The 26,783-nt window shown below is 63.4% G+C and carries 25 protein-coding genes and 1 riboswitch; of the genes, 12 read left to right on the top strand and 13 right to left on the bottom strand.

The genetic code is table 11. The annotated features are described in order from the left end of the window. Positions 1 to 471 (top strand): chemotaxis protein CheW, encoded by a 471-nt coding sequence (locus RTH74_RS06500; RefSeq protein ID WP_316914139.1) that lies wholly within the window; start codon positions 1 to 3, stop codon positions 469 to 471. A gap of 78 nt (positions 472 to 549) precedes the next feature. On the opposite strand, the gene RTH74_RS06495 is transcribed toward RTH74_RS06500, so the two are convergent. The 3 genes from RTH74_RS06495 to RTH74_RS06485 all read right to left on the bottom strand — a co-directional run bounded on the left by RTH74_RS06495 (position 550) and on the right by RTH74_RS06485 (position 4,436). Continuing rightward, a complete protein-coding gene (locus tag RTH74_RS06495; RefSeq protein WP_179546066.1) occupies positions 550 to 2,034 on the bottom strand; it encodes an alanine/glycine:cation symporter family protein in 1,485 nt (494 codons plus the stop codon). 211 nt (positions 2,035 to 2,245) lie between these two features. Further along, entirely contained in the window at positions 2,246 to 2,965 is a 720-nt protein-coding gene (locus RTH74_RS06490) for a 16S rRNA (uracil(1498)-N(3))-methyltransferase (protein ID WP_316914138.1), read from the bottom strand. A 67-nt stretch (positions 2,966 to 3,032) separates the two neighbouring features. Then, positions 3,033 to 4,436, bottom strand: a complete 1,404-nt coding sequence (locus tag RTH74_RS06485; RefSeq protein WP_296233255.1) for an adenosylmethionine--8-amino-7-oxononanoate transaminase — start codon at positions 4,434 to 4,436, stop codon at positions 3,033 to 3,035. A gap of 258 nt (positions 4,437 to 4,694) precedes the next feature. On the opposite strand from RTH74_RS06485, the gene RTH74_RS06480 reads away from it, so the two are divergent. Continuing rightward, complete coding sequence (locus RTH74_RS06480; RefSeq protein WP_316914137.1) at positions 4,695 to 5,240, top strand: cytochrome b; 546 nt, start codon at positions 4,695 to 4,697, stop codon at positions 5,238 to 5,240. Between the two features lie 59 nt (positions 5,241 to 5,299). Then, the gene (locus tag RTH74_RS06475; protein ID WP_106733649.1) at positions 5,300 to 5,875 is read left to right on the top strand and encodes a YceI family protein; all 576 of its coding nucleotides are present in this window, start codon (positions 5,300 to 5,302) and stop codon (positions 5,873 to 5,875) included. A gap of 113 nt (positions 5,876 to 5,988) precedes the next feature. Here RTH74_RS06475 and RTH74_RS06470 read toward each other — a convergent pair whose 3' ends face one another. From RTH74_RS06470 to ahcY, 5 genes are all read right to left on the bottom strand, one after another. Continuing rightward, the gene (locus RTH74_RS06470) at positions 5,989 to 7,878 is read right to left on the bottom strand and encodes a DEAD/DEAH box helicase (protein WP_316914136.1); all 1,890 of its coding nucleotides are present in this window, start codon (positions 7,876 to 7,878) and stop codon (positions 5,989 to 5,991) included. 187 nt (positions 7,879 to 8,065) lie between these two features. Next, positions 8,066 to 8,824 carry a transporter substrate-binding domain-containing protein gene (locus RTH74_RS06465; RefSeq protein ID WP_316914135.1) on the bottom strand — a complete coding sequence of 253 codons (759 nt, stop codon included), beginning with the start codon at positions 8,822 to 8,824 and terminating at the stop codon, positions 8,066 to 8,068. A 52-nt stretch (positions 8,825 to 8,876) separates the two neighbouring features. Continuing rightward, positions 8,877 to 10,250, bottom strand: coding sequence for a nucleotide 5'-monophosphate nucleosidase PpnN (gene ppnN / locus RTH74_RS06460; RefSeq protein ID WP_316914134.1), 1,374 nt, complete (start codon positions 10,248 to 10,250; stop codon positions 8,877 to 8,879). An 81-nt stretch (positions 10,251 to 10,331) separates the two neighbouring features. Beyond that, positions 10,332 to 11,177 carry a methylenetetrahydrofolate reductase [NAD(P)H] gene (gene metF, locus RTH74_RS06455; protein WP_099522880.1) on the bottom strand — a complete coding sequence of 282 codons (846 nt, stop codon included), beginning with the start codon at positions 11,175 to 11,177 and terminating at the stop codon, positions 10,332 to 10,334. 98 nt (positions 11,178 to 11,275) lie between these two features. Continuing rightward, positions 11,276 to 12,664 (bottom strand): adenosylhomocysteinase, encoded by a 1,389-nt coding sequence (gene ahcY / locus RTH74_RS06450; RefSeq protein ID WP_316914133.1) that lies wholly within the window; start codon positions 12,662 to 12,664, stop codon positions 11,276 to 11,278. Between the two features lie 23 nt (positions 12,665 to 12,687). Then, a riboswitch (S-adenosyl-L-homocysteine riboswitch) is annotated at positions 12,688 to 12,769 on the bottom strand. Positions 12,770 to 12,952: 183 nt separating this feature from the next. Between ahcY and RTH74_RS06445 the strand changes: the two genes are divergently transcribed. The 3 genes from RTH74_RS06445 to RTH74_RS06435 all read left to right on the top strand — a co-directional run bounded on the left by RTH74_RS06445 (position 12,953) and on the right by RTH74_RS06435 (position 14,418). Then, positions 12,953 to 13,342 carry an acyl-CoA thioesterase gene (locus RTH74_RS06445; protein ID WP_099522878.1) on the top strand — a complete coding sequence of 130 codons (390 nt, stop codon included), beginning with the start codon at positions 12,953 to 12,955 and terminating at the stop codon, positions 13,340 to 13,342. A gap of 125 nt (positions 13,343 to 13,467) precedes the next feature. Beyond that, positions 13,468 to 13,857 (top strand): MAPEG family protein, encoded by a 390-nt coding sequence (locus RTH74_RS06440; RefSeq protein WP_279916531.1) that lies wholly within the window; start codon positions 13,468 to 13,470, stop codon positions 13,855 to 13,857. A gap of 111 nt (positions 13,858 to 13,968) precedes the next feature. After that, positions 13,969 to 14,418: a cytochrome c gene (locus tag RTH74_RS06435; protein ID WP_316914132.1), complete on the top strand. Its 450-nt coding sequence runs from the start codon at positions 13,969 to 13,971 to the stop codon at positions 14,416 to 14,418. Here the strand turns inward: RTH74_RS06435 and RTH74_RS06430 are convergent. Beyond that, positions 14,412 to 14,807 (bottom strand): DUF1090 domain-containing protein, encoded by a 396-nt coding sequence (locus tag RTH74_RS06430; RefSeq protein ID WP_125834973.1) that lies wholly within the window; start codon positions 14,805 to 14,807, stop codon positions 14,412 to 14,414. The two genes, RTH74_RS06435 and RTH74_RS06430, sit on opposite strands and share 7 nt — an antisense overlap. 84 nt (positions 14,808 to 14,891) lie before the next feature. Then, complete coding sequence (gene ligB / locus RTH74_RS06425) at positions 14,892 to 16,583, bottom strand: NAD-dependent DNA ligase LigB (RefSeq protein ID WP_316914131.1); 1,692 nt, start codon at positions 16,581 to 16,583, stop codon at positions 14,892 to 14,894. 222 nt (positions 16,584 to 16,805) lie between these two features. On the opposite strand from ligB, the gene RTH74_RS06420 reads away from it, so the two are divergent. Beyond that, positions 16,806 to 17,546 carry a hypothetical protein gene (locus tag RTH74_RS06420; RefSeq protein ID WP_316914130.1) on the top strand — a complete coding sequence of 247 codons (741 nt, stop codon included), beginning with the start codon at positions 16,806 to 16,808 and terminating at the stop codon, positions 17,544 to 17,546. 78 nt (positions 17,547 to 17,624) lie between these two features. Here RTH74_RS06420 and metK read toward each other — a convergent pair whose 3' ends face one another. The 3 genes from metK to RTH74_RS06405 all read right to left on the bottom strand — a co-directional run bounded on the left by metK (position 17,625) and on the right by RTH74_RS06405 (position 20,772). Continuing rightward, positions 17,625 to 18,815 (bottom strand): methionine adenosyltransferase, encoded by a 1,191-nt coding sequence (metK, locus tag RTH74_RS06415; protein WP_316914129.1) that lies wholly within the window; start codon positions 18,813 to 18,815, stop codon positions 17,625 to 17,627. Then, positions 18,816 to 19,817 (bottom strand): metalloregulator ArsR/SmtB family transcription factor, encoded by a 1,002-nt coding sequence (locus RTH74_RS06410; RefSeq protein ID WP_316914316.1) that lies wholly within the window; start codon positions 19,815 to 19,817, stop codon positions 18,816 to 18,818. Positions 19,818 to 19,890: 73 nt separating this feature from the next. Beyond that, complete coding sequence (locus tag RTH74_RS06405) at positions 19,891 to 20,772, bottom strand: LysR family transcriptional regulator (RefSeq protein WP_316914128.1); 882 nt, start codon at positions 20,770 to 20,772, stop codon at positions 19,891 to 19,893. A gap of 110 nt (positions 20,773 to 20,882) precedes the next feature. Here RTH74_RS06405 and RTH74_RS06400 point away from each other — a divergent pair, with 110 nt between their 5' ends. The 5 genes from RTH74_RS06400 to RTH74_RS06380 all read left to right on the top strand — a co-directional run bounded on the left by RTH74_RS06400 (position 20,883) and on the right by RTH74_RS06380 (position 26,774). Continuing rightward, on the top strand, positions 20,883 to 22,037 hold the full coding sequence (locus RTH74_RS06400) for a TDT family transporter (protein ID WP_316914127.1): 1,155 nt from the start codon (positions 20,883 to 20,885) through the stop codon (positions 22,035 to 22,037). Between the two features lie 109 nt (positions 22,038 to 22,146). Then, positions 22,147 to 24,147 (top strand): transketolase, encoded by a 2,001-nt coding sequence (gene tkt, locus RTH74_RS06395; protein ID WP_316914126.1) that lies wholly within the window; start codon positions 22,147 to 22,149, stop codon positions 24,145 to 24,147. Positions 24,148 to 24,249: 102 nt separating this feature from the next. Next, a complete protein-coding gene (gene epd / locus RTH74_RS06390) occupies positions 24,250 to 25,320 on the top strand; it encodes an erythrose-4-phosphate dehydrogenase (RefSeq protein ID WP_179546053.1) in 1,071 nt (356 codons plus the stop codon). Between the two features lie 3 nt (positions 25,321 to 25,323). Beyond that, complete coding sequence (locus RTH74_RS06385; RefSeq protein WP_099522866.1) at positions 25,324 to 26,484, top strand: phosphoglycerate kinase; 1,161 nt, start codon at positions 25,324 to 25,326, stop codon at positions 26,482 to 26,484. A 104-nt stretch (positions 26,485 to 26,588) separates the two neighbouring features. Continuing rightward, positions 26,589 to 26,774 carry a hypothetical protein gene (locus RTH74_RS06380; protein ID WP_074936669.1) on the top strand — a complete coding sequence of 62 codons (186 nt, stop codon included), beginning with the start codon at positions 26,589 to 26,591 and terminating at the stop codon, positions 26,772 to 26,774. Positions 26,775 to 26,783: the final 9 nt, after the last annotated feature.

The raw sequence follows: 26,783 nt of genomic DNA, 5'->3' as shown, positions 1-26,783 counted from the left end.
ATGAGCCAAGCCGTCGCCGCCCAGAACAGCGCCGCCAGCCTCACCGGTTTGCTGGTGCCGCTGGCCGACCGCACCTTGCTGCTGCCCAACGTGGCGGTGGCGGAGCTGATTCCCTATCGCGCGCCGCAGACGACCGACGGTACTCCCGACTGGTTTCTCGGCCAGATCGCCTGGCGTGACCTGCGCCTGCCGCTGCTCTCCTTCGAGGCCGCCAGCGGTGGCCAGGCACAGGTTGCCAGTGGCGCTCGCGTTGCGGTGATCAATGCCCTGGGCGGTCGTCCCAAGGTCAAGTTCATCGCCTTGCTGGTGCAGGGTATTCCGCGCTCGCTTAAGGTCGGCAGCGACCTGGCGGCGGCGGATGTCGAACTGGCTCCGCTGGAGCTTGGGGCTGCGCGCGTCGGTGACGACGTGGTGCGTATTCCTGATCTGGCGGCACTGGAGCAACTGCTCGCCGATGCTGGCCTGATCTGAAATAACCCAGCGCGATCGCATCGCCCATGAAAAAGCCCCGGCACTGGCCGGGGCTTTTTCGTTACTGCCTTGAGGTGATCAGCGCTGTGGTTGCTGCGCTGCGGACTTCTCTGCAGTCAGGTTGTCGTCTTTAGACGGAGCCTGATCCCAGTAGTCGGCATTGGTGATGCCAAGCTTCTCGGGGTGGAAGACCGGGTCTTTGCCCTCGTCCAACTGCTGCTCGTAATCCTTCAGGCACTTGTAGGCGACCTTGTGCATGAGCAGGATGGCGATGATGTTCAGCCAGGCCATCAGGCCCACACCGAGGTCACCCAGATCCCAGGCGAAAGTAGCGGTATGCACGGTGCCGTACACGGTGGCCGCGATGATGCCGAATTTCAGCAGCAGGGTGAGGATGGGGCGCTTCACCTTGCGGTTGATGTAGGCAATGTTGGTTTCGGCGATGTAGTAGTACGCCAGGATGGTGGTGAAGGCGAAGAAGAACAGGGCGATGGCAACGAAGGCGTTACCGAAGCCGGGCATCATGTTCTCCATCGCGGTCTGCACGTAACCCGGGCCTGCGGCTACGCCAGCGATACCGGTGAACAGCGCGCTACCATCGGGAGCCTGAACGTTGTACTGGCCGGTGATCAGCAACATGAACGCGGTTGCGGAGCAGACGAACAGGGTGTCGATGTAAACCGAGAAGCCCTGAACCAGGCCCTGTTTGGCCGGGTGGCTGACCGCTGCGGCCGACGAGGCATGCGGGCCGGTGCCTTGGCCTGCTTCGTTGGAGTACACGCCGCGTTTCACGCCCCACTGAATGGCCATGCCGACGATGGCGCCGAAACCAGCTTCGAGGCCGAAGGCGCTCTTGAAGATCAGTGCGATGACGTCCGGCAGTTGGCTGATGTTGAGCAGGATGATCACCAACGCCACCAGGATGTAGCCCAGCGCCATGAACGGCACGACTACTTGGGTGAAGTGGGCGATACGCTTGACGCCGCCGAAAATGATCAGGCCGATCAGTACTGCCAGGGCTGCCGCGGTGACGTTCGGGTCGATACCGAAGGCGGTTTGCGCACTGGAGGCGATGGAGTTGGCCTGTACGCCCGGCAGCAGCAGGCCGCAGGCGAATACGGTAACGATGGCGAACAGCCAGGCGTACCATTTCAGACCCAGGCCGCGCTCGATGTAGAAAGCAGGGCCACCGCGGTATTCACCGTTGAGCTTTTCCTTGTACACCTGGCCGAGGGTCGACTCGACGAAGGCCGAGCTGGCGCCGAGGAAGGCCACCATCCACATCCAGAAAACGGCACCCGGACCACCGAAGGTGATCGCGGTGGCCACACCGGCGATATTACCGGTACCGACGCGACCGGCGAGGGTCATGGTCAGGGCTTGGAAGGAGGTGATGCCATGTTCATCGGTCTTGCCGGTGAACATCAGGCGAATCATTTCTTTGAAGTGGCGAACCTGGAGGAAGCGTCCGCGCAGGGAGAAGTAGAGACCAACGCCGAGACATAGATAGATCAGCGCCGGGCTCCAGACCAGACCGTTTAGGGTCGAGACCAGTTCGTTCATGCAATGCTCCTGGGCATGCGGCCGCCTTTTGGGCGGGGCCGAGGCCCGTTGTTTGTTATTGGAAGAGAACGACGCTGCGGGGCGCCGGCCTCGGCCGCGCGCGGGTTGCTGGTGAGCGGGTCGCGCGTGCGGCGCGCAGAGCATGACAAAGACTGTCGGTCTTGCAATCTCTTGAGGTCACAATTTGTTACGTCAAGGCGACATTTTGCGCTTACAGGTCGCCCCACAACTGCTGAGCGACGCTCAGGGCCACTACTGGCGCCGTTTCCGTGCGCAAAACTCGGGGGCCGAGGCGCGCTGCGTGGAAGCCGGCACTCTTTGCCTGATCGACTTCAGCATCGCTCAAACCACCCTCCGGGCCGATCAAAAAAGCCAGGGAGCGTGGTGGGGCATGGCCGATCCAGGGCTCGGCGACCGGGTGCAGTACCAGCTTCAGGTCGGCTTCGATCTGCTGCAGCCAGGCGTCCAGCTCCAGCGGCGGGTTGATCACCGGCAACACCGAGCGGCCACATTGCTCGCAGGCGCTGATCGCCACCTGACGCCAATGCGCCATGCGCTTGTCGGCGCGTTCGTCTTTCAGGCGTACCTCGCAGCGCGCGGAGACGATCGGGGTGATTTCGCTGGCGCCCAGCTCGGTGGCTTTCTGGATCGCCCAGTCCATGCGCTCGCCGCGCGACAGGCCCTGCCCCAGATGGATACGCAGCGTCGATTCGCTCAGCCCGGCGATAGACTCGCGCAGCTCGACACGCACACTCTTCTTGCCCACCTCGATCAGCTCACCGAGGTATTCCTGGCCGCTGCCGTCGAACAGCTGCACGGCATCTCCCACCGCATGGCGCAGCACACGGCCGATGTAATGGGCCTGCGCTTCGGGCAGGTCGTGTTGGCCGAGGGAGAGCGGGGCATCGATGAAGAAGCGGGACAGGCGCATGACGTATCAACCTTGAGCAGAGGCGCGAATTCTAGCTGTAGGGTGCGCTGTGCGCACCGCTCCTGAGTCAGCCCGGATCGCGATGATCGGGGTAACGGTTGTCCACCGCCACGCTGACGGACTCTCGGGTGGCGATATCGATGCCCTCACTGGCCACCTCGGCGAGGAAATCGATCTCTTCGGGCGTGATCACGTAGGGCGGCAGGAAGTACACCACACTGCCCAATGGGCGCAGCAGCGCGCCGCGCTCCAGTGCGTGCTGGTACACGCGCAGGCCTCGCCGCTCCTGCCAGGGGTAGGCTGCCTTGCTGGCCTTGTCCTGCACCATCTCGATGGCCAGAGCCATGCCGGTCTGGCGCACTTCGGCGACATGCGGATGGTCGGCCAGGTGCGCGGTGGCACTGGCCATGCGCGCCGCCAGGGCCTTGTTGCGTTCGATCACGTCGTCATCGCGGAAGATGTCCAGCGTTGCCAGGGCGGCGGCGCAGGCCAGCGGGTTGCCGGTGTAGGTGTGCGAGTGCAGGAAGGCGCGCAGGGTGGCGTAGTCGTCATAGAAGGCGCCATAGACCTCATCGGTAGTCAGCACCGCCGCCATCGGCAGGTAGCCGCCGGTCAGCGCCTTGGACAGCACCAGGAAGTCCGGGGTGATGCCGGCCTGCTCGCAGGCGAACATCGTGCCGGTACGGCCGAAACCGACGGCAATTTCGTCGTGGATCAGGTGCACGCCGTAGCGGTCGCAGGCCTCGCGCAAGAGCCTGAGGTAGATCGGGTGGTACATGCGCATGCCGCCGGCGCCCTGGATCAGCGGCTCGACGATTACCGCGGCGACTTCGTGGTGATGCTCGGCCAGTGTTTGCTCCATGTGGGCGAACATGACGCGCGAATGTTCTTCCCAGCTCACGCCCTCGGGGCGCAGGTAGCAATCCGGGCTGGGCACCTTGAGGGTATCGAGCAGCAGCGGCTTGTAGGTGTCGGTGAACAGCGAAACGTCGCCCACCGACATCGCCGCCACGGTTTCACCGTGATAGCTGTTGCTCAGGGTGACGAAGCGCTTCTTCTCCGGTCGGCCGTTGTTGAGCCAGTAGTGGAAGCTCATCTTCAGCGCCACTTCGATGCCCGAGGATCCATTGTCGGCGTAGAACACCTTGTTCAGGCCTACCGGGGTGATCTGCACCAGGCGCTCGGACAGCTCGATGACCGGTTGATGGGTAAAGCCGGCGAGCATCACGTGTTCGAGGTTTTCCAACTGCTCGCGGATGCGCGCGTTGATACGCGGGTTGGCATGGCCGAAGACATTGACCCACCAAGAGCTGACGGCATCCAGGTAGCGTTTGCCGTCGAAGTCTTCGAGCCATACGCCAGAGGCCTTGCGAATGGCCACCAGCGGCAGGCGCTGGTGATCCTTCATCTGGGTGCAGGGGTGCCACAATACGTCGAGGTCGCGTTGCATCCAGTGTTGGTTCAGGCTCATTAACGATCTCCCAGTGTCCGGCGGCACAGCCTACCAGAAGCCAGCACTGAGACGTGGTCGCTACCGTCGGTCTACTGCAATGCGCCGTCCGCGCCGCTGCTGCTGAACTCTACGACGAGCGCGTGCAACTAAGCTGATCGGCCAGCGGTGGCTGAAATGAGGTATCGCATTTCTCGATGTTTCATAGCGAAATTTTCCGCTTTAAATCGATATATTTGTCGTTAGTCTTGCTCGGACACTGAATTAGGGAAGCTCCCCATGCAATGGCGCAATACCTCTGCTCGTTATGGTCTGGTCAGCGTGGTGCTGCACTGGCTGGTGGCGTTGGTCGTGTTCGGTCTGTTCGCCCTTGGCTTCTGGATGGTGGGGCTCAGTTACTACGACCCGTGGCGCCAGAGTGCGCCGGACCTGCACAAGAGTATCGGTATCCTGCTGTTCGCGGTGATGCTGCTGCGCGTGCTGTGGCGTCTGCTCAACCCGGCGCCGGTAGCTCTGGCCAGCCACGGTCAGCTCACTCGTCTGGCCTCCAAACTGGGTCATGGCGTGCTCTATTTCGGCCTGTTTGGCGTGATGATTTCCGGCTACCTGATTTCCACTGCCGATGGCCGTGGCATCGAGGTGTTCGGTCTGTTCAGTGTGCCGGCCACCCTGACCGGTATCGCGCAACAGGAAGACATTGCCGGAGTCATTCACGAATACCTGGCCTGGGGCCTGGTGATTTTCGCTGGCCTGCATGGTCTGGCCGCACTCAAGCATCATTTCATCGACCGCGACAGCACCCTGCTGCGGATGTTCGGGCGCTGACGCACTTCATAACCGGGCTCGTGCCCACCTAGATCGACAACCTCGCAAGGAGAACACCCATGTTGAAGAACGCCCTCGCTGCACTGGTTCTGGGTTCCGCTCTGATCGGCGGCCAGGCCATGGCGGCAGACTACGCCATCGACAAGCAAGGCCAGCACGCCTTCGTCAATTTCAAGATTAGCCACCTGGGCTACAGCTGGCTGTACGGCACCTTCAAGGATTTCGACGGCAAGTTCAGCTTCGACGCCGCCAATCCCGAGGCGAGCAAAGTCAGCGTGACCCTGAAGACTGCCAGCGTCGATACCAACCACGCCGAGCGTGACAAGCACATTCGCAGTGCCGACTTCCTCAATGCGAGCAAGCACGCTACTGCCACGTTCGAATCGACTTCGGTCAAGTCCACTGGCGAAGGCACTGCCGACGTGACCGGCAACCTGACCCTGAACGGCGTGACCAAGCCGGTGGTGATCGCTGCCAAGTTCATCGGCGAGGGCAAGGACCCGTGGGGTGGCTACCGCGCCGGCTTCGAGGGCACCACCACCCTGACGCTGAAAGACTTCGACATCTCCATGGATCTCGGCCCGGCTTCGCAAACCGTGGAGCTGATCATCTCGGTCGAAGGTGTGCGTCAGTAAGAAAAGGAGCGAGGCGAGTCATCGGTGCGCACGACGCACCCAGCGTAACGGACAAGCCAGCGCACCAGCAAAAACGCCACCCCATGGGGTGGCGTTTTTGTTTGCGTGGCAGCTTACTCTTCGCGATTACGCGTGAGCAGCGCCGGCTTCTCGCCGCGTGGACGAGTGCTGTTGCTCAACTCGTCTAGCTGCTCGGCGCTGGGGAAACGATCCAGGCGCGAGCCCTTGTGCACGATGATCGGCTGCTTCTCGCGCGGGTTGCGCACGGCCGCTTCGGCGCGTGGCAGTTCGTCGCGGTCCAGCGAGGTGATGCGACCATCCGCCTGTCGGCCACGGCTCCCGCCGTTGCGGCCTTGACCACCCTGGCCGCCTTGACGGCGATTCTTGCCGGGATTGCCTGGGTTACCGCCAGTGTTGCTGCGGGGCTGCCTGTTGTTGCTGTTGGCTCTCTGACCTTGGCCCTGAGCAGCGCCATTACCAGGTGCACCGCCGCCCGAGCGGCGGCCGCGACCTTGTGGCTTGTTCTGCACCGGGACGTAATCGGCACGGTTACCGAAATTGTCGATTTCGTCGTCGAGAAACTCTTCTGGATCGCGATCCGGCGGCAGTGCGGGAACGGCCGGAGCTGCGCCACGATTCTGGTTGCGAGGCTGCTGGCCGCGACGGTTCTGACCTTGGCCCTGCTGCTGCGGCTTGGCTTTCTGGTCCCTGCCGCCATCCTTGCCCTTGTCTCTGCGGCCACCGTTGTTGCGCTCGCCCTTGGGCTTATCGCCGCCTTCGGCTTTCTGCTTTTTCTGCCCGGCATTACGCGGTTGGCGTGGCTCACGTACTTCCGGGCGCTCCGCTTCCACGGCGCTGGCGTCGAAGCCCATCAGATCGCCGTCGGGGATCTTCTGCTTGGTCATGCGCTCGATGCTTTTCAGCAGCTTCTCTTCGTCCGGAGCGACCAGCGAGATGGCCTCGCCACTGCGGCCGGCACGGCCAGTACGGCCGATACGGTGAACGTAGTCTTCCTCGACGTTGGGCAGCTCGAAGTTGACCACGTGCGGCAGTTGGTCGATATCCAGGCCGCGTGCGGCGATATCGGTGGCCACCAGGATGCGTACCTGGTTGGCCTTGAAGTCGGCCAGGGCCTTGGTGCGCGCGTTCTGGCTCTTGTTGCCATGGATCGCGGCAGCCGGCAGACCATGCTTGTCGAGGTACTCGGCCAGGCGGTTGGCGCCATGCTTGGTGCGGGTGAACACCAGCACCTGTTCCCAGGCACCCTGGGTGATCAAGTGGGCGAGCAGCGCGCGCTTGTGGCTGGCGGCCAGGCGGAACACACGCTGTTCGATGCGCTCGACCGTGGTGTTCGGCGGCGTGACCTCGATGCGCTCGGGGTTGTGCAGCAGCTTGCCGGCCAGGTCGGTGATGTCCTTGGAGAAGGTGGCCGAGAACAGCAGGTTCTGGCGCTGTGCAGGCAGTTTGGCCAGCACCTTCTTGACGTCGTGGATGAAGCCCATGTCGAGCATGCGGTCGGCTTCATCGAGGACGAGAATTTCCACGTGCGACAGGTCGATGGCTTTCTGATTGGCCAGGTCGAGCAGGCGACCAGGGCAGGCCACCAGCACGTCGACGCCCTTGGCCAGGGCCTGGACCTGCGGGTTCATGCCAACGCCGCCGAAAATGCAGGCGCTGACGAATTTCAGATCGCGGGCATAGACCTTGAAGCTGTCATGCACCTGGGCGGCCAGTTCGCGAGTGGGTGTCAGCACCAGCACGCGCGGCTGTTTCGGGCCGTGACGTTGTTCGCGATCCGGATGACCACCCGGAAACAGGCGCTCGAGGATCGGCAGGGCGAAACCGCCCGTCTTACCTGTACCCGTCTGGGCCGCCACCATGAGATCGCGACCTTGCAACACGGCGGGAATGGCCCGCTGTTGCACCGGAGTGGGCTGGGTGTAGCCGGCGGACTCGACCGCACGGACTAGAGCCTCGGAGAGACCGAGGGAGGCAAAGGACATGAGCAATCCTGTACTAAGTGAGGGCGTGGCCCTGGGGGTGTAGAGCCTGGCTTGAATCACACGTGGGGGGCGTGATCCCGTCCGGTACTGCTGGTCTCTGAGGGCTAGCATCCGGGCGCAAGCCTGGCGGGAAGATCCGAGTATAACAGAGCTGAGGCCTTGCGCAGCTACCAGCCTGTCGGTTGATTCACGGCTTTAAGCGTTCAGGGCTGGCGTAACGCAGTTGTAACTGTGCGTAGGCGGGCTCGCGTTTGAAACGGCGCAGTTCGGCATCGAAACCCGCAGCCAGGCGCGCCAGCTTGGGGTCGTGGCGCAACGCCAGGTACATGCGGTCATGGCCGACCGCTTTGCGGTTGTAGTCGATCTGGCCTTGCAGGCCCAGCTGTGCCCCAAGGTAAAGCCCAGCGCGGCGATCGTTGACCACCAGATCGACGCGGTGACGGATCAGCTTGCCCAGGTTGGCCTCATGAGTCGGCGCTTCTTCACGTCTGAACAGGGTCGAGGTGCGGAAGGTTTCGTCGTTGTACCAGTAGCCTGGCGAGATGCCGATGACCAGCTCGCGCAGGTCTTCCAGGCTTTCGTAGGGGTAGGGGCGGTTACGTGCGTAGAACAGCACGAGTTCGACCTCGCTCAGTGGTTCTTCGACGAACAGCATGCTTGCCTCGCGCTCAGGCAAGTGGAATATGTCGAGAATTCCATCGGCGTGGCCTTGCTCCAGCGCCAACAGGCAGCGCTTCCAGGGCAGGAATTGCAGGTCCAGCGTCACCCCCAGGCGCTGCAGCACCTCGCGGGTTATTTCGTAGTCGAGGCCTGCGGCCTGGCCGTTGTCCTCGTAGACATAGGGCGCCCAGGCATCCGTGACCAGGCGCAGCGTTTCGCCGCGGGCGGCGAAAGCGCAACAGCATAGCAAAAGAGTGGCGATAATCTGGCGCTGGAATAATGACATCGCGCCAGGTTAGCGATTTTGCAGGTGCCTTGAAAGTGCGTCTTGCGCAGCCTCAGTCGACTACCCGATAGCAGGGCTCATAAGCGCTGCCACCCGGCAGTTTCATGCGGTGTTGCTCGACGAAGGCCTGCAGCAAGCGATCCAGCGGGCGCATGATGGTGGTTTCGCCGCGAATCTCGTAGGGGCCGTGCTCCTCGATCAGGCGGATGCCGTTCTCCTTGACGTTGCCGGCGACAATGCCGGAGAACGCGCGACGCAGGTTGGCGGCGAGGTGATGCAGTGGCTGCTCACGGGTGAGGTTGAGGCTGGCCATGGCTTCGTGGGTCGGCTCGAACGGGTGCTGGAAGCTCTCGTCGATCTTCAGCAGCCAGTTGAAGTGGAAGGCGTCGTTGCGCTCGCGGCGGAACTGACGCACGGCCTTGATGCCGGCGGCCATTTCGCGGGCTACTTCGGCCGGGTCGTTGACGATCATGCTGTAGCGCTGCTGCGCCGCCTCGCCCAGGGTGGCGCCGATGAAATCATGCAGCTGCTGCAGGTACGGCCCGGCGCTTTTCGGCCCGGTAAGAATGACCGGGAAGGGCAGGTCCTGGTTGTCCGGGTGGGTGAGGATGCCCAGCAGGTAGAGGAATTCTTCGGCAGTACCAGCGCCACCCGGGAAGATGATGATGCCGTGGCCGACGCGAACGAATGCCTCCAGGCGCTTTTCGATATCCGGCAGGATCACCAGCTCGTTGACGATCGGGTTTGGCGCTTCGGCGGCGATGATCCCCGGTTCGGTCAGGCCCAGGTAGCGGCCGGTGAGGTTGCGCTGTTTGGCGTGGCTGATGGTGGCGCCCTTCATCGGCCCCTTCATCACGCCTGGGCCGCAGCCGGTGCAGATGTCCAGGCCGCGCAGGCCCAGCTCGTGACCGACCTTCTTGGTGTACTTGTATTCCTCGGTGCTGATCGAATGGCCGCCCCAGCACACCACCATCTTCGGCTCGACGCCGCTGCGCAGGGTCTGTGCGTTGCGCAGCAGGTGGAAGACGTAATCGGTGATGCCTTCGGAGCTGTCCAGGTCGATGCGCTTGTGCTCCAGCTCGCTTTGCGTGAAGACGATGTCGCGCAGGGCGCTGAACAGCATCTCGCGGGTGCTGGCGATCATCTCGCCATCGACGAAGGCGTCGGCCGGCGCGTTGATCAGCTCCAGGCGGATGCCGCGATCCTGCTGGTGAATCTTCACTTCGAAGTCCGGGTAGGCTTCGAGGATGGTCTTGGCGTTGTCGCTGTGCGAACCGGTATTGAGGATCGCCAGGGCGCACTGGCGGAACAGGCGGTAGACGCTGCCCGAGCCGGTCTCGCGCAGTTGCTGCACTTCGCGCTGGGAGAGGGTTTCCAGGCTGCCCTTGGGGCTGACGGAGGCGTTGATCGTGGAGCGTTTGAGCATGGGGGCGATCCTTCGGCGGCGAGGCGGGAGGGTGAAGCGGACAGGCTGCCCAGGGTGGGCAGCCTGTGAGTAAGCGGCCTGTTAGCGCGGCAGCTTGAGATTGTTCCAAATGGACAGGCTGGGCCCGGCCAGGTTCATGCTGTAGAAGTGCAGGCCGGGCGCGCCGCCTTGCAGCAGGCGTTCGCACATCTCGGTGATGACCTGTTCGCCGAAGACGCGAATGCTGTCGGCATCGTCGCCGTAGGCTTCCAACTGCTTGCGAACCCAGCGTGGGATTTCAGCGCCGCAGGCGTCGGAGAAGCGCGCCAGCTTGCTGTAGTTGGTGATCGGCATGATGCCTGGCACCACTGGAATGTCCACGCCCAGTTTCTGCACGCGCTCGACGAAGTAGAAGTAGCTGTCGGCGTTGAAGAAGTATTGGGTGATGGCACTGTCGGCGCCGGCCTTGGCCTTGCGCACGAAGTTGGCGATATCGTCCTCGAGGTTGCGTGCCTGCGGATGCATCTCCGGGTAGGCGGCAATTTCGATATGGAAGTGATCACCGGTTTCAGTGCGGATGAACTCGACCAGTTCATTGGCGTAGCGCAGCTCACCGCTGGCCATGCCCATACCCGACGGCAGGTCGCCGCGCAGGGCCACGATGCGCTTGATGCCGGCATCCTTGTACAGGTTCAGCAGCTCGCGCAGCTCTGCTTTGCTGTCGCCCACGCAGGACAGGTGCGGTGCGGTGGGTACCTTGATCTCGCCATCGAGTTGCAGCACGGTATTGACGGTACGGTCGCGGGTCGAACCGCCGGCGCCATAGGTGCAGGAGAAGAAATCGGGGTTGTAGGTCGCCAGTTGGCGCGCCACATCCATCAGTTTTTCATGCCCGGCTTCGGTCTTGGTAGGGAAGAACTCGAAGCTGTAGCGGCGTTGTTGGCTCATAGGGTTTCTAGCCTTGGAGACTTAGGGTGGATGGCGTTACCCATCCACCTTGCTGGAAGTCGGCGGTGGATAAGCCAGGGGCCTACCCACCCTACGCATTAGTAGCGGTAAGCGTCCGGCTTGAACGGGCCTTCCACGGTCACGCCAATGTACTCGGCCTGCTGCTTGGTCAGTTGAGTGACCACGCCGCCGAAGCCCTTGACCATTTCCAGGGCGACTTCTTCGTCGAGCTTCTTCGGCAGCACTTCGACGGTCAGGCGCTCGGCCTTCTTCTCTGCAGAGAGATCAGCGAACTTCTGCTCGAACAGGAAGATCTGCGCCAGCACCTGGTTGGCGAAGGAGCCGTCCATGATGCGGCTCGGATGGCCAGTGGCGTTGCCCAGGTTCACCAGACGGCCTTCGGCCAGCAGGATCAGGTAGTCGTCGTTGGTCGGATCGAAGCTGCCGGCGCCGGTGCGGTGAATCTTGTGCACCTGCGGTTTGACCTCTTCCCACGCCCAGTTCTTGCGCATGAAGGCGGTGTCGATCTCGTTGTCGAAGTGGCCGATGTTGCACACCACGGCGCGCTTCTTCAGGGCCTTGAGCATGCCGGCGTCGCAGACGTTGACGTTACCGGTGGTGGTAACGATCAGGTCGATCTTGCCCAGCAGCGCAGCGTCGACGCTGGCCTCGGTGCCGTCGTTGAGACCGTTCTTGTACGGGGAAACCAGCTCGAAGCCGTCCATGCAGGCCTGCATGGCGCAGATCGGGTCGATTTCGGAAACCTTGACGATCATGCCTTCCTGACGCAGCGACTGCGCCGAACCCTTGCCCACGTCACCGTAGCCGATGACCAGCGCCTGCTTGCCCGACAGCAGGTGGTCGGTGCCGCGCTTGATCGCGTCGTTGAGGCTGTGGCGGCAGCCGTACTTGTTGTCGTTCTTGCTCTTGGTAACCGCGTCGTTGACGTTGATCGCCGGGACTTTCAGGGTGCCGGCCTTGAGCATGTCGAGCAGGCGGTGCACACCGGTGGTGGTCTCTTCGGTGACGCCGTGGATGCGCTCGAGCATCTGCGGGTATTTCTTGTGCAGGATCTCGGTCAGGTCACCGCCGTCGTCGAGCACCATGTTGGCGTCCCACGGCTTGCCATCCTTGAGGATGGTCTGCTCGATGCACCACTCGTACTCTTCTTCGGTCTCGCCCTTCCAGGCGAATACCGGGATGCCGGCGGCGGCGATGGCGGCAGCGGCCTGATCCTGGGTGGAGAAGATGTTGCACGACGACCAGCGCACTTCGGCGCCCAGGGCGGTGAGCGTCTCGATCAGCACGCCGGTCTGGATGGTCATGTGGATGCAGCCGAGGATTTTCGCGCCTTTCAGCGGTTGGCTGGCGGCGTACTTGCGGCGCAGGCCCATCAGTGCCGGCATCTCGGACTCGGCGATGATCAGCTCTTTGCGGCCCCAATCGGCCAGGGAAATGTCGGCGACTTTGAAATCATTGAAAGACATGCAATAGCACTCCATTCGTTGTCTGCGAATGGGCGCCGTTGATGCGTATGGTTAACGCCCCATCCGAGCCTGACAGGTTGCCCTGCTGCAGCGCCCCTCGGACAGGTGGCGGGCACAACCGGAGCGGTGCCGGTTGCGTGAAACCGGCAAATTATAGCCGTGTGTGCGGCGCAGCCCAAGGCTTTCCGTCGCATTTGCCTGGCTATGATTGTCATAGCCAGCGATGCAACGACAAGCGCAGCGCTGCGGGCGCATCATGGGCGCCCAATCTGGCACGGAGGACACTGCATGAATTTCCATACTCGCAAGTGGATCAAGCCCGAGGATCTCAACCCCAACGGCACTCTGTTCGGCGGCAGCCTGCTGAAATGGATCGATGAAGAAGCAGCGATCTACGCCATCGTCCAGCTCGACAATCAGCGCGTGGTGACCAAATTCATTTCCGAGATCAACTTCGTCAGTTCGGCGCGTCAGAGCGACATCATCGAGCTGGGCATCACTGCTACCGAGTTCGGCCGCACCTCCATCACCCTGCGCTGCGAAGTGCGCAACAAGGTAACCCGCAAGAGCATCCTGACCATCGACAAGCTGGTGTTCGTCAATCTGGGCGAGGACGGTCAGCCGCAGCCGCACGGCAAGAGCGCGATCACCTACGCCAGAGATCGCTTCACGGACTGAGCGCCGCTGGCGCGGATGGCTGCCGGCTTGGCCGAAGCGCCGGCATCATTGGCGGGTGCGGCCATGGACGGTAAAGGGGCGCTCGCTCAGGCTTGGTTTCCCGACCTTTCGAGTGAAGCCACACCATGACCCTTGCCTACTGGTGCGTACTGATCGCCATCTTTCTGCCCTACCTGGGCACTGCCACTGCCAAGTTTCTTGGCCCCGGCTACGGGCCGCGCGCCAATCAGGACCCGCGCGCGTTCCTGAGTACCCTTGAGGGCTGGCGCAAGCGCGCCAACAACGCCCAGCTCAACGGCTTCGAGGTGACTCCGGCGTTCGCCGCCGCAGTGATCATTGCGCACCAGGCCGGTGGCGCCGAGCAAGCGCTGCTCGACCAGTTGGCCATGGCATTCATCGTCAGCCGTGTGCTGTATTTCATCTGCTACCTGGCCGACTGGGGCCCTGTTCGCTCGCTGGTGTGGTTCGCCGGGATGGGGCTGATCGCAGCGTTGTTCGTGGTGTCCGCTAGCTGAACACTGGCTGACTGCCGGGTAGGAAAGGCATCCGTTGTGACAAGAGGTCGCTTGGCCCGACCGGGGCTAGCCGCGATACTGGCGGCCCCTTGTCGCCTGGAAGTCGTGTCGATGACCTTGAAGAAACTCCTGCTGCTCACCTGCGTCTGCCTGACCCTGGCTGCTTGTGGTGGGGTCGACCCCGACTCGCCGTTGGGCAAGCGCCAAGCCGCGTTCAAGGAGATGCTCAAGGTCAGCGAAGACCTCGGTGGGATGTTGCGCAATCGTATTCCCTACGACGAAGCCGCATTCATCAGCGGCGCAGCCGAGCTCGAGCGTCTGTCGCACGAGCCCTGGCAGCACTTTCCGCAGGTACGTGACGACGAGCGCAGCAAGGCCAATCCCGAGGTCTGGCAGCGCCAGGAGCAATTCCAGAAGATGGCGCGTGAGCTGGAGCAGGCCACCGCCTCACTGGTTCAGGCGACGACCGCGCCGCCGCTACGCCGCTCCGAACTGGAGCCGGCAGTGCAGGCCGTCGAGGACAGTTGCGAGGCCTGCCACAAGGCGTTTCGCGCTTACTGATCGGCGCGCGCTTCGGCCTCGGCCTGCTCCAGTTCGGCGCGCGCCTCGGCCAGTTTGGCCTGACGCTTGGCGATCTTTTCCTGATCGCCCTTGCCCATGGCTTCGCGCAGATCCATCTCGCGCTCCTGCACTTCCTCACGTGCTTCCTTGACGCTGGCCAGGCGATCACTGTGCAGGGTGGCGTCGTCGCAATTCATTTCCACATTGCCTAGCGCCCTTTGCAGGCCATCCAGTTGCTGTGAGTTGCCGTTCTTGCGCGCGGCCTCGATCTTTTCCTCGATGACCTGGCGCTTGGCCGCACAGCCACCGTCGCCTTCTGCAGCGAGGATGGGCGTGGCGTTGAGATTGGCAGCCAGCAACAGGCCGAGCAAAGCGGTTTGACGAATCATGGTCTGTCCTCGTGTAGGTCTACTTCGAAGTGACCCTGGTTACCGCGTGAGGTTCGACCCGAGTGAGTCATCTGCTGACCCGGGTCAACCGCGCGGAGAGTTTTCCTGCGGCAGGAAACCGACGGTGCCGGCCTCCTGCAATTGCGTGCCCAGGCGCTGAACCTCGGGGTGGCTGAAGAACGCCAACAGACGCTCAGCGCTCTTCTGGCTCACGCCGGGCTGCTGCATCCAGTCGGCGTGGCTGCGACCCAGTAGCGTGGCCCAGTCATCCTCCGCGCCTAGTTGGATGCCAGGTGGTGCGCCGAGGGCCTGCAGCCATTGTTGCAGTGAGCGCCGCTGGGCCTGGGCGAAGGCCTGCTGCAACTGCGAGGCTCGCCGTTGGCCGATACCTGGCAGTTGCTGCAGGTGTTCGCTGTCGAATTCCAGCCAATCGAGCAGGCCATGCAGTTTCTGCCCCGCCAGTAACTTGCTCCAGGTGCCTGGTCCCACGCCGGGTAAGTTCAGCCCCTGTTTGCCGGCGAGCCAGTTCAGGCGTGCCTGGAACTGTTGCTGGCACTCCTCGCTGAGTCGCCAGCAACTCATGGCGTGGTATCGATGAGGGTCAGGTGCGTGCACCGCTGCGCGCTCCTGGCTACGCCAGATCACCTGGTCGAGGCGCGGAATGGTCAGGCCAGCCAGGCGTATCGCCACCTGATCGCCGGGGCGAATGTCCAGTTCTTCCCAGGCTTGCAGCGAGCCGAGCGCGACCCGGCTGATGCGCCGCTCGTCGAGGTCGACCGGCTGCAAACGCAGGATCGGCGTGATGCGTCCAGTGCGACCGATACTGAAATCCACCGCTTGCACCACGGCCAGCGCCTGGCCGGCCGGGTATTTCCAGGCAATCGCCCAGTGCGGCGCTTCTGCCTGCCAACGCGCGCCGGGTGGCCGCGTGCCCTGGCGCAGGACCACACCATCGCTGGCAAACGGTTGCGGCTGATCGAACCAGCGCTGACGCCAGTTGTGGGCTTCCTTGGCGTTCCGCAAGGGCTGGGTGTAGTGCAGGCTGTCGGCGAAACCCAGTTTCTGCAGGGTATGCAGACGCTCTGGCATGTTCGCCGGGCCATCCGGCCAATCCCAGACGAACAGGCCGATGGCATCGAGCTGTTGCGGGGCGAGCGTTTGTCGCGCCATCAGGCCTGCCACCTTGCCGCGGGCCCCGGCGCCACCGTCGCGGCCCTGCACGTGGTTGTCCAGGCGCCAGTAAAGCTCGCCTTGCAGCACGGCATCGAGTGGCTGTTTCAGGTGCGTGGGAATGGCCGGTAGCTGCCTGGCACGGGCCGTCCAGTCTTGCCCATGGCGTCCATCGCCGCGGCTGATGGCCTGTTGTAATGAGCCGTTGCGATAGACCAGGGTGATCGCAACGCCGTCGACCTTGGGCTGAATCCACAGGTCGTCGCGGCTGTTGATCCATTCGGCCACTGCCGCGTCGTTCAGTTTACGCAGTCCCGTCTGCGGCACCGGATGGGCGATCGTTCCGCTGCTGCCAGCCAGTGGGTCTGCCAGTGCCGTATGGGCAGTCGGGAAGCACTGATGCCAGGATTGCAGGCGCTCGCGTGCCTGGTCATAGATTTCATCGGCCACTAGCGAGCGGCCGTGATTATGGTAGGCGTCGTCCCACTCGGCTATCTGCTGGCTGAGCGCGGTGAGCTCGGAATTGGCGCGACTGGAGGGCCAGTCGGGGCAGGGGCTGGCCTGGGCGGTGAGGGGGAAAAGCAGCAGAGCGATCCAGCGCTTCATGTTGAGCATCCTTGCTCCGATTGGTCGAGTGGCCTGGGCCTGTGATTACAGTACCAAGTCGAGATACTGGGCAGTTTAGACCAGTGTGGGCCGCTCACCAGGCTGGTGTAGATGCGCAAACATGATCAGGGCACGGTAAGGTGCGGGCCATGTCTACTACCCTGTTCGACGGCGGCCCGCTCAGGGTTGGTAAGGAACTCGTTCATTCAGAGGGACGTTCATATGCAGGACATGCGTTTTACCAAGCGAATCACTCCGCTGCTGGCCATGGCCATGCTGGTCGGTTGTGGTGAAAGCGCTGACAAGCAAGTCGCCAAGGCCGACGCTGTCAGCGAGGAAGCGGTTGCCGCACCTGCCGAGGCATCCCCAGCAGTGGCAGCATCCAATGGCGGCAGTGCGGCCTGTCTCGATGTGCCCGCTCTGCGTACGGTCGGCAATACCTGGACGATCACCACCGACGGCCAGCGCGACGTCAATACGGTTGCAGAGCTGGTCGACTATCGTGGGCAGAGTGCTTATCGCACTCATACCGAGAACAGCGTGGGAACGGTGGCGGACGCCTACGGCAACGTCGTCGATGGCGTCGTCCATTGGTATGGAAGTGTGATGACCCAGCCGGCCATCAATGAAAGCTATAACCAGCCGAGCTTTTCCGTGCCTGCGGATTTGCCCCAGGACCAGACCCATTCGGTCAGCTTCGACGCGATCACCGTGCAGCCAGGGGCGGAGCCCTTTGCCATGAAGCTGACCAACACAGTGACGTACCGAGGGCGTGAACGCATCGAGACGGAGTTCGGCGCCTTCGATACCTGCAAGATGGAGTTCTCGACCGAGGGCGCCATGGTGCCGAAAACTACCTGGCAGCAGTGGATTATCGCCTCAGGCAAGTTCGCCGGCTTGCCCTTGCGCATGAGCAATGTGCAGGGCACCACGCAGGCCAGCAGTATCGAGGTGAGCTGGTAAGCCGCTGCGATCTGCAGGCATGAAAAAACCGATGCCGTTGCTGGCATCGGTTTTTTGTTTTCGCGTAGCGCTGCGGGCTTACAGGCCGGCGGCGGTGCGCAGGTCGGCAGCCTTGTCGGTGCGCTCCCAGGTGAAGGTGGTGAAGCTGTCGTCGCCAACGGTTCGGGACTGCGGCGTGCGGCCGAAGTGGCCGTAGGCTGCAGTGTCCTGGTACATCGGGTGCAGCAGGTCGAGCATCTTGGTGATGGCGTACGGGCGCAGGTCGAACACGTCACGCACCAGTTTGATGATCTTCTCTTCAGCGATCTTGTGGGTGCCGAAGGTGTTGATCGAGATGGAGGTCGGCTCGGCCACGCCGATGGCGTAGGACACCTGGATCTCGCAACGCTCGGCCAGGCCGGCGGCGACGATGTTCTTGGCCACGTAGCGGCCGGCGTAGGCGGCGGAGCGGTCAACCTTGGACGGGTCCTTGCCGGAGAAGGCACCGCCGCCGTGACGGGCCATGCCGCCGTAGCTGTCGACGATGATCTTGCGCCCGGTCAGGCCGCAGTCGCCCACCGGGCCACCGATGATGAACTGGCCGGTCGGGTTGATGTGGAACTGGGTGTCCTTGTGCAGCAGCTCGGCCGGCAGCACGTGCTTGACGATCAGCTCCATCACGCCGTCGCGCAGGTCGTCGTATTTCACTTCCGGGTTGTGCTGGGTGGACAGTACCACCGCATCGATGGCTGCGACCTTGCCGTTTTCGTAGCGGCAGGTGACCTGGGATTTGGCATCCGGGCGCAGCCACGGCAGCAGGCCGGACTTGCGCGCTTCGGCCTGACGCTCGACCAGGCGATGCGAGAAGCAGATCGGCGCCGGCATCAGCACGTCGGTTTCGTTGCTGGCGTAGCCGAACATCAGGCCCTGGTCGCCGGCGCCCTGATCTTCCGGCTTGGCGCGGTCGACGCCCTGGTTGATGTCCGGGGACTGCTTGCCAATGATGTTGAGCACGCCGCAGGTGGCGCCGTCGAAACCGACGTCGGAACTGGTGTAGCCGATGTCGCAGATCACGTCGCGGACAATCTGCTCCAGGTCGACCCAGGCGCTGGTGGTGACTTCGCCGGCAACGATGGCCACACCGGTCTTGACCAGGGTTTCCACGGCCACGCGGGCGTGTTTGTCCTGGGTGATGATGGCGTCGAGCACCGCATCGGAAATCTGGTCGGCGATCTTGTCCGGATGCCCTTCGGACACGGACTCGGAGGTAAACAGGGAATATTCGCTCATCTATCGGTTCCTTTCTTGCCGGAGGCTGAAGGCGCTGTGCGCATCGGGTTTGGCAAAGTGCCGTAATTGAATCTGAAAGCCGTTTTTCAAGCCAATGTAGAGGCTTTCGCCAGGCGTCAGGCCGGCGGCCGTCGCCCAGCGCGCCAGGTCGTCTTGTTCGAAGCCCAGCCAGAGGTCGCCGCACGCTTCGCGCGCCCAGCTCTGGTCGTGGCTGCACAGTTCGCTGAGTAGCAGGCTGCCACCTGGTGCGACCAGTCCAGCCAGCTTGCGAAAGGCTTCGGCTGGCGTGGCGAAGTGGTGCAGCACCATGTTCAGTACCACGCAATCGGCCGTGACTGGCGCGTCCTGCAGCGCATCGGCCAGTTTCAGCTCGACGTTATCCAGGCCTTCTGCGGCGCAGCGTTGGCTGGCCAATTCGAGCATAGCCGGGCTGTTGTCCAGTGCCGTGACCTGGGCGAAGCGCCGCGCCAGTTCGGGCAGGAAGGCGCCATCGCCCGGGCCGATTTCCAGCGCGCTGGCGCTGGGGGCGAAGTGCAGGGCATCGAGCAGCGCCAGCAGGCTGTCGCGGTACTGCGGCAGGCCGGCGATCAGGTCCTGCTGGGCCTGGAAGTTGCTGGCCATGCGTGCGAAGAAATCGCGGCTGACGGTGGCGCGCTGCTGGTGCACGGTGGCGATGCGTGCCTGTACATCGCCGGGCAGCGGCAGCTCGTCGATATCGTCCAGCAGGGCGGCATGCAGGCGGCCATTGGGCAGTGCGCGGCGGTAGAAGATCGCGTTTCCTTCGCGGCGCGTGGCCACCAGCCCGGCCTGGGCCAATACCTTGAGGTGATGGCTCATGCCCGATTGGCCGATGGCGAAGATCTGCGCCAGCTCCAGCACACCGAAGGAATCGTTGCTCAGGACGCGCAGTACGTTCAGGCGCAGCGGATCGCCGCCGGCCTTGCACAGGGCGGCGAGCTCGTCGCAGGGGTCGAATTCCAACTGGGGGGCGCGCAGGGTCATGGTGGCGCAGTCTAGTCGGTCATTTTTCATACAGCAACACCAATATCAAAAAGTTTTGATATTGGTGTTGCTGTTATTCCGACGTTTGAGTCAACGCCAGGAAAGCCGCGGGTGCCGGGCTCAGACTGGCGCCCATGCGCCACAGCACATGCAGCTCGCGCTCGATCTGCAGGTCCTGTACCGGCAGATGGCGCAGTTCGCCGCTGGCCAGTTCGCGCTCCACCACTCGCTGCGACAGCCAGGCAATGCCCTGGCCGTCAGCGAGCAGACGCTTGAGCGCCTCGGTGCTGCCGATGGCCATGCCGGCACGGGGTTCGAGGCCGTGCACGCGGTAGGCCTGCTCGACGCTGACGCGCGCGCCGGAGCCCGGCTCGCGCATGTACAGCGGGTAATCCTGCAGTTTCTCCGCGGCGAGCGTCTGGCTGGCGGCCAGCGGATGGTGCGGCGCAACCACCGGTAGCAGGGCGTCGCGTGCCAGCAGGCGATGGGCGTAGTCGGTGCGGACGAACGGGCCTTCGACGAAGCCCAGGCTGATGCGGCCTTCGTCCAGCTGTCGGGTGACGACATCGGTGTTGCTCACGTCGAGGCTGACGAATATCTGCGGATGAAGGGCGCGGAAGCGGGTGAGCAGGGGTGGCAACAGGTAGGAGCCTAGGGTGGCGCTGGCGCCTAGGTGCAGTTCGCCTTGTTCCAGTTGGGCAAAGTCACGCAGGTCGCGTTCGGCGGCGCGCTCCAGGCTGAAGATGCGCTGGGCGTAGTCGAGCAGGCGCAGGCCGCCCTCGGTCAGTTGTACACCGCGCGGCAGGCGGTCGAACAGGCGCAGGTCGAGGCTGGCTTCGAGGTCGCGAATTTCCCGCGTCACCGCCGGCTGGCTGATGTGCAGGCGCTCGGCGCCAGCGCTGATGCTGCCGGCCTCTGCCACGGCAAGGAAGACCTTCAGGTGATGGAGGTTCATGATTCATGCATAAGTGAAAGGCATGGATAGGATGCTGAATATGTATTTTTAATATGGCAAGCCTCTTCTTAACCTTGAGCTATCACTCATGTCACGGGACAACCCGATTCATGCCGCGCCCTTTCAGTCGTTTGCCCGAGCCTCTCGCCTTCATCCGTCACTTCACGCCCAACTGGTTCGCCATGACCATGGGCACTGGTGTGCTGGCGCTGGTGATCGCCCATCTACCCTGGCCGCTGCCTGGTCTGGCGTTGCTGGCCGAAGGCCTGTGGTTCTTCGCTGTCAGCCTGTTCGTCCTGTTCATGGCGCTGTTTCTGCTGCGCCTGGCACTGTTTCGCGACACCGTATGGCCGATGCTGCTGCACCCGGTGCAGTCGATGTTTCTCGGCGCGATCCCGATGGGGCTGGCGGTGCTGATCAAGGGTCTGTTGCTGTTCGGCGTGCCGCGCTGGGGAGAGGGCGTCTATGCGCTGGCGCATGCCTTGTGGTGGCTGGATGCGGTGCTGGCGCTGCTCGGCGCCCTGCTGGTGCCCTATCTGATGTTCACCCGCCAGCATCACGCACTGGAGAAGCTCACGGCGGTCTGGCTGCTACCTATCGTCGCACCCGAGGTCGCTGCCAGCACGGCGGGAGCGTTGGCTCCGCACCTGGACGCTGTGGTCGCGCAGCAACTGCTGGTCGCCGGCTTCATCCTCTGGGGATTGTCGCTGTCGCTGGCGTTCTCGCTGATCACCCTGGTGCTGCTGCGCCTGGCCCTGCACAAGTTGCCGGATACCGATTTCGCCGCCACCAGCTGGCTGCCATTGGGGCCGCTGGCGACCGGCTGCCTGGGGCTGCTGAGCATGGGCCAGGCGGCGCCGCTGGCGTTCGCTGGCACGCCCCTGGCCAGCGCTGCCGAACTGGCGCGTGATCTCGGTTTGATCGGCGGCCTGGCGCTGTGGGGCGCAGGATTGTGGTGGCTGGTGATCGCGACGCTGTTCACTCGTCACTACATTCGCGACAACATGCCGTTCAACCTCGGCTGGTGGGGCTTCACCTTCCCGCTGGGGGTGTTTGCCCTGGCCACTTTCGAGCTGCAGGTACTGACCGGGCTGACCTTCTTCACCCTGGTCGGCGTGGCACTGGCGATTCAACTGGCGGCGGTGTGGTCGCTGGTGTTCAGTCGCACGCTCGCTGGCGTCTGGCATGGCGAGCTATTCCAGGCGCCCTGCCTGGGTGGGCCAGGTAGTCCGGCGGTGAGTGTGCTGAGCGAGCAGACAGGTTGATTTGGTCTCTACGACCATCTGTCATTGCCCCGCGGGGGCCGGCTGGGCGAAAATAGGCGTCTTTTTTCGCCCCCTTCATTCAGAAGCAGCCCCCGTAGGAGATTCAGCGATGCCCAGCCGTCGTGAGCGAGCCAATGCCATTCGTGCCCTCAGCATGGATGCCGTGCAGAAAGCCAACAGCGGCCACCCCGGTGCCCCCATGGGTATGGCGGACATCGCCGAAGTGCTGTGGCGCGACTACCTCAAGCACAATCCGAGCAACCCGAACTTCGCCGATCGTGACCGCTTCGTGCTGTCCAACGGCCATGGTTCGATGCTGATCTACTCGCTGCTGCACCTGACCGGCTACGACCTGTCGATCGACGACCTGAAGAACTTCCGTCAACTGCACAGCAGGACGCCGGGCCACCCGGAATACGGCTACACCCCGGGCGTCGAGACCACCACCGGCCCGCTCGGCCAGGGCATCGCCAACGCCGTCGGTTTCGCTATCGCCGAGAAGGTGCTGGGCGCGCAGTTCAACCGTGAAGGGCACGATATCGTCGACCACAACACCTACGTGTTCCTCGGCGACGGCTGCATGATGGAAGGCATCAGCCATGAAGTCTGCTCGCTGGCCGGCACCTTGGGCTTGGGCAAACTGGTCGCTTTCTATGACGACAACGGCATTTCCATCGACGGTGAAGTCGAGGGCTGGTTCACCGACGATACGCCGAAGCGCTTCGAAGCCTACGGCTGGCAGGTGATTCGCAACGTCGACGGCCACGACGCCGAAGAAATCAAGATCGCCATTGATACCGCCCGCAAGACCACGGATCAACCGACCCTGATCTGCTGCAAAACCACCATCGGTTTTGGTTCGCCGAACAAGCAGGGCAAGGAAGAGTGCCACGGTGCGCCGCTGGGCAACGACGAAATCGCCCTGACTCGCGCCAACCTGGGCTGGAACCATGGCCCGTTCGAAGTCCCGGCCGAAATCTACGCCGAGTGGGACGCCAAGGCTGCCGGTGCTGCCGCCGAAGCCGCCTGGAACGACAAGTTCGCTGCCTACGCCGCTGCCCATCCCGAGCTGGCTGCCGAGTTCAAGCGCCGCATCGATGGTGAGCTGCCGGCCGACTTCGCCGAGAAAGCCGCTGCCTACATCAAGGACGTCGCCGAGAAGGGCGAGACCATCGCCAGCCGCAAGGCCAGCCAGAACGCGCTGAATGCCTTCGGCCCGCTGCTGCCGGAGTTCCTCGGTGGTTCGGCCGACCTGGCCGGCTCCAACCTGACCCTGTGGAAAGGCTGCAAAGGCGTCTCCGCTGAAGACGCCTCCGGCAACTACATGTTCTACGGCGTGCGCGAGTTCGGCATGAGCGCGATCATGAACGGCATCGCCCTGCACGGCGGCTTTGTGCCGTACGGTGCGACCTTCCTGATCTTCATGGAGTACGCGCGCAACGCCGTGCGTATGTCCGCGCTGATGAAGAAGCGTGTGCTGTACGTGTTCACCCACGACTCCATCGGCCTTGGCGAAGACGGCCCGACCCACCAGCCGATCGAGCAATTGGCCAGCCTGCGTGGCACGCCGAACCTCGACACCTGGCGCCCGGCCGATGCCGTGGAGTCCGCCGTGGCCTGGAAATACGCCATCGAGCGCGCCGACGGCCCCAGTGCCTTGGTGTTCAGCCGTCAGAACCTGCCGCACCAGCCGCGTGATGCCCAGCAGCTGGCTGACGTCGCCCGTGGCGGCTACGTGCTCAAGGACAGCGCTGGCGAGCCGGAGCTGATCCTGATCGCTACCGGTTCGGAAGTCGGCCTGGCCGTGGCTGCCTACGACAAACTGACCGCTGCCGGCCACAAGGTACGCGTGGTGTCGATGCCGTCCACCAGCGTGTTCGACGCCCAGGACGCCGCCTACAAGCAGGACGTGCTGCCACTGCAGGTCGGTGCGCGCATCGCCATCGAGGCCTCGCACGCCGACTACTGGTACAAGTATGTGGGCCTTGAAGGTCGCATCATCGGCATGACCAGCTTCGGCGAGTCGGCCCCGGCGCCGGCCCTGTTCGAGCACTTTGGCTTCACCGTCGACAACATCGTCGCCACCGCCGAAGAACTGCTGGACGCCTGACCCTTCCGTAGGAGCGAGCTCTGCTCGCGAAGCTGTTTGCCTCGCGCAGGGTTCGCGAGCAGAGCTCGCTCCTACCGGGTTCCTTTTGCCTTGCGAGCGCCTATGTCACGACAACGCCCCTATCGTGTCGCCCTCAACGGCTATGGCCGCATCGGTCGTTGCGTGCTGCGCGCGCTGCACGAGCGTGGCAATTCGGCGAGCCTGGAAATTGTCGCATTGAACGACCTGGCCGATCAGGCCAGCATTGAATACCTGACCCGCTTCGACTCCACCCACGGGCGTTTTCCCGGCGAGGTGAAGGTCGATGGCGACTGTCTGCACATCAACGGCGACTGCGTGAAGGTGCTGCGCCAGAGCGAGCCCGAGGCCATCGACTGGGCGGCGCTGGACATCGACCTGCTGCTGGAATGCTCCGGGCAGTACACCACGCGTGCCGATGCCGAGCGGTTCCTCGCTGCCGGTGCGCCGCGCGTGTTGCTGTCGCAGCCGATGGCCAGTGAGGCGGATATCGACGCCACGGTGGTCTACGGCGTCAATCAGCAGTGCCTGAGCGGTGCCGAGCGACTGGTCTCCAACGCCTCCTGCACCACCAACTGCGGGGTGCCGCTGCTGAAACTTCTCGATGAGGTGGTGGGTCTGGAGTATGTCTCCATTACCACCATCCACTCGGCGATGAACGACCAACCGGTGATCGATGCCTACCACCACGAAGACCTGCGCCGCACGCGCTCGGCCTTCCAGTCGGTGATCCCGGTATCCACCGGCCTGGCGCGCGGTATCGAGCGCTTGCTGCCGGAACTGGCCGGGCGTATCCAGGCCAAGGCCATTCGGGTGCCGACGGTCAACGTCTCGTGCCTGGATATCACCCTGCAGACCGCACGCGATACCTCTGCAGAAGAGATCAACCGCGTGCTGCGTCAGGCGGCGGAAAGTGGCCCACTCAAGGGGTTGCTGGCCTATACCGAACTGCCGCACGCCAGCTGCGACTTCAACCACGACCCGCACTCGGCCATCGTCGACGGCAGCCAGACCCGCGTGTCCGGCCCGCGTCTGGTCAACCTGCTGGCCTGGTTCGACAACGAGTGGGGGTTTGCCAACCGCATGCTCGATGTTGCCGAACATTTTCTCGCTGCATCTACTTCCTCCGTACAACCAGCCCCCGTGAAGGACTGATTTATGACCGTTCTGAAGATGACCGACCTCGACCTCAATGGTAAGCGCGTGTTGATCCGCGAAGACCTCAACGTCCCGGTGAAGGACGGTGTGGTCAAGAGCGACGCGCGTATCCTTGCGTCCCTGCCGACCATCAAGCTGGCGCTGGAGAAGGGCGCTGCCGTGCTGGTCTGCTCGCACCTGGGCCGCCCGGAAGAGGGCGTCTACAGCGAGGAAGACAGCCTGGCACCGGTCGCGGCCTACCTGAGCAAGGCGCTCGGCCGCGACGTGCCGCTGGTCAAGGACTACCTCGGTGGTGTCGAGGTCAAGGCCGGCGAGCTGGTGCTGCTGGAGAACGTCCGTTTCAACAAGGGCGAGAAGAAGAGCACCGACGAGCTGGCCCAGCAGTACGCTGCCCTGTGCGACGTGTTTGTCATGGACGCCTTCGGTACCGCTCACCGCGCCCAGGGTTCGACCCACGGTGTGGCCAAGTTCGCCAAGGTCGCTTGTGCCGGCCCGCTGCTGGCTGCCGAGCTGGACGCGCTGGGCCAGGCCCTGGACAAACCGGCGCGGCCGATGCTGGCCATCGTCGCCGGCTCCAAGGTGTCGACCAAGCTGGACGTGCTCAACTCCCTGGCCGATATCTGCGACTCGCTGATCGTCGGTGGCGGCATTGCCAACACCTTCCTCGCTGCTGCCGGCCTGCCGGTGGGCAAGTCGCTGTACGAGGCCGATCTGGTCGACACCGCCAAGGCCATCGCGGCCAAGGTCAGCGTACCGCTGCCGGTTGACGTGGTCGTGGCCAAGGCCTTCGCCGAAGACGCCGAAGCCACCATCAAGGCAGTCGCCGACGTGGCTGAGGACGACATGATCCTCGACATCGGCCCGCAGACTGCGGCGATGTTCGCTGAAATGCTCAAAGCCTCGCAGACCATTCTGTGGAACGGCCCGGTCGGCGTGTTCGAGTTCGATCAGTTCGGCAACGGCACCAAGGCCCTGGCCCTGGCCATTGCCGAGAGCCCGGCGTTCTCCATCGCCGGTGGTGGCGACACCCTGGCGGCGATCGACAAGTACGGCGTGGCAGAGAAGATTTCCTACATTTCCACCGGTGGCGGCGCGTTCCTCGAGTTCGTCGAGGGCAAGGTACTGCCGGCTGTGGAAGTGCTCGAGCAACGCGCACAATAAACACCAGCTAGGGTGAAAGGAGTCACCCAGCACCACGGCGGATAAAACCCTGACGTGAACGGGTGGTCTGTAGAAAACCGGATCATCGAACAAGGAGTCACGATATGGATAAGTTAGCCGCCTTGAGCGTCATTGGTATGTTGCTGGCAGGTTGTGCCGGCGGTGGTCGTGAAGCGGCCTGCGAGGTGTTCAGCCCGGCGCAGATCGAAACCCCGACCACTCAGGATGATCAGCGTGTCGAGCAAAACAGTGGTGAGCCCACTGGCGCGGCACCGGAACAGCGTTGCTGACGAGGAGAA

It is taken from the genome of Pseudomonas sp. zfem001, assembly GCF_032621725.1.
In the GTDB taxonomy this organism is placed as follows: domain Bacteria; phylum Pseudomonadota; class Gammaproteobacteria; order Pseudomonadales; family Pseudomonadaceae; genus Aquipseudomonas; species Aquipseudomonas sediminis.
This window is presented reverse-complemented; position numbering and strand designations above follow the sequence as displayed.

Excerpts from the sequence above, each read along its gene's own strand:
- RTH74_RS06500 (WP_316914139.1), top strand. The coding sequence starts at position 1 with ATGAGCCAAGCCGTCGCCGCCCAGAACAGCGCCGCCAGCCTCACCGGT.
- RTH74_RS06495 (WP_179546066.1), bottom strand. The coding sequence starts at position 2,034 with ATGAACGAACTGGTCTCGACCCTAAACGGTCTGGTCTGGAGCCCGGCG.
- RTH74_RS06490 (WP_316914138.1), bottom strand. The coding sequence starts at position 2,965 with ATGCGCCTGTCCCGCTTCTTCATCGATGCCCCGCTCTCCCTCGGCCAA.
- RTH74_RS06485 (WP_296233255.1), bottom strand. The coding sequence starts at position 4,436 with ATGAGCCTGAACCAACACTGGATGCAACGCGACCTCGACGTATTGTGG.
- RTH74_RS06480 (WP_316914137.1), top strand. The coding sequence starts at position 4,695 with ATGCAATGGCGCAATACCTCTGCTCGTTATGGTCTGGTCAGCGTGGTG.
- RTH74_RS06475 (WP_106733649.1), top strand. The coding sequence starts at position 5,300 with ATGTTGAAGAACGCCCTCGCTGCACTGGTTCTGGGTTCCGCTCTGATC.
- RTH74_RS06470 (WP_316914136.1), bottom strand. The coding sequence starts at position 7,878 with ATGTCCTTTGCCTCCCTCGGTCTCTCCGAGGCTCTAGTCCGTGCGGTC.
- RTH74_RS06465 (WP_316914135.1), bottom strand. The coding sequence starts at position 8,824 with ATGTCATTATTCCAGCGCCAGATTATCGCCACTCTTTTGCTATGCTGT.
- ppnN (WP_316914134.1), bottom strand. The coding sequence starts at position 10,250 with ATGCTCAAACGCTCCACGATCAACGCCTCCGTCAGCCCCAAGGGCAGC.
- metF (WP_099522880.1), bottom strand. The coding sequence starts at position 11,177 with ATGAGCCAACAACGCCGCTACAGCTTCGAGTTCTTCCCTACCAAGACC.
- ahcY (WP_316914133.1), bottom strand. The coding sequence starts at position 12,664 with ATGTCTTTCAATGATTTCAAAGTCGCCGACATTTCCCTGGCCGATTGG.
- RTH74_RS06445 (WP_099522878.1), top strand. The coding sequence starts at position 12,953 with ATGAATTTCCATACTCGCAAGTGGATCAAGCCCGAGGATCTCAACCCC.
- RTH74_RS06440 (WP_279916531.1), top strand. The coding sequence starts at position 13,468 with ATGACCCTTGCCTACTGGTGCGTACTGATCGCCATCTTTCTGCCCTAC.
- RTH74_RS06435 (WP_316914132.1), top strand. The coding sequence starts at position 13,969 with ATGACCTTGAAGAAACTCCTGCTGCTCACCTGCGTCTGCCTGACCCTG.
- RTH74_RS06430 (WP_125834973.1), bottom strand. The coding sequence starts at position 14,807 with ATGATTCGTCAAACCGCTTTGCTCGGCCTGTTGCTGGCTGCCAATCTC.
- ligB (WP_316914131.1), bottom strand. The coding sequence starts at position 16,583 with ATGAAGCGCTGGATCGCTCTGCTGCTTTTCCCCCTCACCGCCCAGGCC.
- RTH74_RS06420 (WP_316914130.1), top strand. The coding sequence starts at position 16,806 with ATGCAGGACATGCGTTTTACCAAGCGAATCACTCCGCTGCTGGCCATG.
- metK (WP_316914129.1), bottom strand. The coding sequence starts at position 18,815 with ATGAGCGAATATTCCCTGTTTACCTCCGAGTCCGTGTCCGAAGGGCAT.
- RTH74_RS06410 (WP_316914316.1), bottom strand. The coding sequence starts at position 19,817 with ATGACCCTGCGCGCCCCCCAGTTGGAATTCGACCCCTGCGACGAGCTC.
- RTH74_RS06405 (WP_316914128.1), bottom strand. The coding sequence starts at position 20,772 with ATGAACCTCCATCACCTGAAGGTCTTCCTTGCCGTGGCAGAGGCCGGC.
- RTH74_RS06400 (WP_316914127.1), top strand. The coding sequence starts at position 20,883 with ATGCCGCGCCCTTTCAGTCGTTTGCCCGAGCCTCTCGCCTTCATCCGT.
- tkt (WP_316914126.1), top strand. The coding sequence starts at position 22,147 with ATGCCCAGCCGTCGTGAGCGAGCCAATGCCATTCGTGCCCTCAGCATG.
- epd (WP_179546053.1), top strand. The coding sequence starts at position 24,250 with ATGTCACGACAACGCCCCTATCGTGTCGCCCTCAACGGCTATGGCCGC.
- RTH74_RS06385 (WP_099522866.1), top strand. The coding sequence starts at position 25,324 with ATGACCGTTCTGAAGATGACCGACCTCGACCTCAATGGTAAGCGCGTG.
- RTH74_RS06380 (WP_074936669.1), top strand. The coding sequence starts at position 26,589 with ATGGATAAGTTAGCCGCCTTGAGCGTCATTGGTATGTTGCTGGCAGGT.